The sequence below is a fragment of the Massilia sp. CT11-108 genome, assembly GCF_047302915.1.
Classification (GTDB): domain Bacteria; phylum Pseudomonadota; class Gammaproteobacteria; order Burkholderiales; family Burkholderiaceae_D; genus Telluria; species Telluria orientalis.
Genome location: NZ_JBKYMO010000577.1, coordinates 1 through 3,218, shown reverse-complemented (window position 1 = coordinate 3,218; position 3,218 = coordinate 1). Strand labels below are relative to the sequence as shown.

3 protein-coding genes are annotated in these 3,218 nt (G+C 67.7%); 2 read left to right on the top strand and 1 reads right to left on the bottom strand.

Annotated features, from left to right (window positions below; genetic code table 11):
• The first annotated feature begins 2 nt into the window (after positions 1 to 2).
• Positions 3 to 140: a hypothetical protein gene (locus tag ACEN88_RS27695; RefSeq protein WP_413344810.1), complete on the top strand. Its 138-nt coding sequence runs from the start codon at positions 3 to 5 to the stop codon at positions 138 to 140.
• Here the strand turns inward: ACEN88_RS27695 and ACEN88_RS27690 are convergent.
• Positions 137 to 1,612, bottom strand: a complete 1,476-nt coding sequence (locus tag ACEN88_RS27690; protein WP_413344809.1) for a tryptophan halogenase family protein — start codon at positions 1,610 to 1,612, stop codon at positions 137 to 139. The genes ACEN88_RS27695 and ACEN88_RS27690 overlap by 4 nt on opposite strands.
• A 167-nt stretch (positions 1,613 to 1,779) precedes the next feature.
• Here ACEN88_RS27690 and ACEN88_RS27685 point away from each other — a divergent pair.
• Positions 1,780 to 3,218 (top strand): glycoside hydrolase family 3 protein (locus ACEN88_RS27685; RefSeq protein ID WP_413344807.1); only part of this gene is annotated, 1,439 nt, incomplete at its 3' end.

The window sequence follows — 3,218 nt, the reverse complement described above, 5'->3', positions numbered from 1 at the left end:
ATCTGCTCACCGATACGCTGTCCGCGGTCGGCAAGCAGTTTTCGGAGCGGCCGCGCGCGCCCGGCGAGATCGCGGCCTATGCGGATGCACTGGCGGACATGCTGTGCGCGTGGTTGGAACGCTTGGGCGCGGACCGTTAGCGACCCAGCACCTTGGCCAGGTACTCGTGATGCGCCGGCACCGTCGCGACAGCCGCCGCGAGCTGGGTCGCGCGCTCGCGCACCCATTCGAGCGACTGTTCCTCCGGAATCAGCTTCAGGGTCGGATCGCTGCGCGCCGGCCAGTTCTGCATGCCCGCGTGGATCGCGAGCCAGCTGTGGCCGTCGAAGCCTTCCTCGTCGTACTGGTGCAGCACGCCCGTTTCGCGCCATGCGTGCAGCTTGTAGGCCAGCGTCTCCGGCAGCTCCGTGGCCGCCATGGCTTGCCAGAACGGCGTGTCGCGGCGCGCGGTCAGGCAGTAGTGCATCAGGATGAAGTCGCGGATGCGTTCGAACTGGCGCGTGAGGCCCGTGTTGTACGCGTCGACGAGGTCCGGCGCGACGGGGCTGCCCCGCTGCAGGAGGGTCATCAAACGGCCGACGCCCACCTGCACGAGGTAGATGCTGGTCGATTCGAGCGGTTCCAGGAAGCCCGTCGCGAGGCCGATGCCGACGACGTTGTGCGACCAGAATCTGGCGCGGTGCCCCGTCGTGAAGCGCAGCAGGCGCGGCTCCGCCAGTGCCTCGCCGTCGAGCTGCTGCAGCAGCTGGTCGCGGGCCTTTTCTTCGTCGATGAAGCGGGACGAGAACACGTGGCCGTTGCCCGTGCGGTCCTGCAGGGGAATGCGCCACGCCCAGCCTGCGTCCAGCGCCGTCGCGCGCGTGTACGGCGTCAGGTTGTCGCCCACGCTGGCGGACGGCACGGCCCAGGCCCGGTCCACGGGCAGCCAGTGCGAGAAGTCGACGAACGGTTCGCCCAGCGTGCGGCCCAGCAGCAGCGAGGCGAATCCGGAACAGTCGATGAACAGATCGCCCTTGACGACGCGGTCGTCGTCCAGCTTCAGCGACGCGATGCCGCCGTCCGGCCGGCGCGCCACGTCGACGACCTTGCCCTCGGTGCGGCGCACGCCGCGCTTCAGGGCGATGTCGCGCAGGAAGCGGGCATACAGGTTCGCGTCGAAGTGGTAGGCGTAGTTGAAATTCGCGGCGTCCTTGCCGGGCGCGCAGAAGCGGTCGTTCATCGCCATCACGGTCGGCAGGCATTGCTCGCCGAACGCGGGCAGGTTGGCGCGCGGGTGCCGGCGGTACTGGCCCCACAGCGACTCGGGGCCGTTCAGCATGCCGAAGTCGCCGAACGTGTGGTAATAGTCCTCGCCCTTGACGCGCCAGTCGCGGAACCGGATGCCCAGCTTGTACGTGCCGTTCGTCGCGCGCAGGAAGTCCGCTTCGGGAATGCCGAGGATCTGGTGGTAGTTGCGGATCGACGGGAACGTCGCCTCGCCGACGCCGACCGTGCCGATGTCCTCCGATTCCACCAGTTCCACCGTCGTGCCCTTCAGGCCCGTCGCGAGGGCCGTCGCGGCCATCCAGCCGGCCGTGCCGCCGCCGAGGACCACGATGCGTTCATAAGTCATGCTGTCTCCTGTTTGTATGCACACTGATTGTACTGATGTCTTTACGGTGTGCAAGGAACTTTTGGCGCCGGACAGGAACTTGTGGCCGAGTGTTGTGAAAACGGTTTCATTCCGGGGTATGATTTGGATGTTCGCGCTAACAAAAAACGTTTACACAAGGAGACAGCATGCAGACGAACATCCTCCGCGCCGTGGCCCTCGCCGCCGCGCTGTGCGCCGGCACCGCCCACGCGGCGCCGTACCCGTTCCAGGATCCGAACCTGGCCCCGCAACAACGCATCGCCAACATCCTGGCGCTGATGACGCCCGACGAAAAGATCGCCGCGCTGTCGACCGATTCCGGCGTCGCGCGCCTCGGCATTCCCAGCTTCGGCAGCACGGAAGGCATCCACGGCCTCGTGCAGCGGGGCGAATCGAAGCGCCAGCGCCAGCCGATCCCGACGACGCAATTCCCGCAGCCGCCGGGCATGGGCGCGAGCTGGGACCCGGAGCTCGTGCGCCAGGCCGGCGCCGTGCAGTCGACGGAAGCCCGCTACATCACGCAGAGCGCGCAGTACAAGCACCCGATGCTGATGCAATGGGGCCCGCAGGCCGACCTCGCGCGCGACCCGCGCTGGGGCCGCAGCGAGGAAGTCTACGGCGAGGACGCGTTCCTCGTCGGGACGATGGCGACCGCGTTCACGCGCGGCATCCAGGGCGACGATCCAAAATACTGGCGCGGCGCGGCACTCCTCAAGCACTTCCTCGCCAACAGCAACGAGAACGGGCGCGGCAACTCGACGTCCGATTTCGACGACCGCCTGTTCCACGAATACTATGCGGCGCCGTTCCGCATGGCGTTCGAGGACGGCGGCGCGCGCGCCCTGATGGCGTCGTACAACGCGTGGAACGGCACGCCGATGGGCGTGCACCCCGTGCTGCGCAGCCTCGTGATCGGGAAGTGGAACGCGGACGTGATTTCGAGCGACGGCGGCGCCATCGGCAACCTGGTGAAACTGTATAAACGGTATCCGGACCAGAAGGCGGCGGCTGTCGCGGGCCTGAAAGCCGGCATCAACCAGTACCTCGACAAATACCAGGACGAGCTGCGCGCGGCGCTGAAGGAGGGGGCCATCACGGTGGCCGATCTCGATGAGGCGCTCGCGCGCAAGTTCCGCACGACGATCAAGCTGGGCCTGATCGACCCGCCGGCCGGCAATCCGTATGCCGCGATCAAGGACGGCCCGGCGCCGTGGGACAGCGCGGCGCACAAGGCCGTGTCGTTGAAGATGGCGCTGGAATCCATCGTCCTGATGAAGAACGACGGCCGCGCGCTGCCGCTCGCGAAGTCGCGCATCAAGCGGATCGCCGTGATCGGACCGCATGCGGACAGCGTGCACTGGGACTGGTATGGCGGAACCGCGCCGTACACGGTGACGGCGCTGGCCGGCATCAAGGCGGCCGTGGGACCGGGCGTGAAGGTGAACTATGCCGCCGACAATGCGAACGACGCGGCCGTGAAGGCGGCGCGCGACGCGGACGTGGCCATCGTCGTCGTCGGCAACGACCCGACCTGCGGCCCGAACATGGCGCACGAGTGGACCGACGCCGGCACGAAGCCGTGCGC

Excerpts from the sequence above, each read along its gene's own strand:
- ACEN88_RS27690 (WP_413344809.1), bottom strand. The coding sequence starts at position 1,612 with ATGACTTATGAACGCATCGTGGTCCTCGGCGGCGGCACGGCCGGCTGG.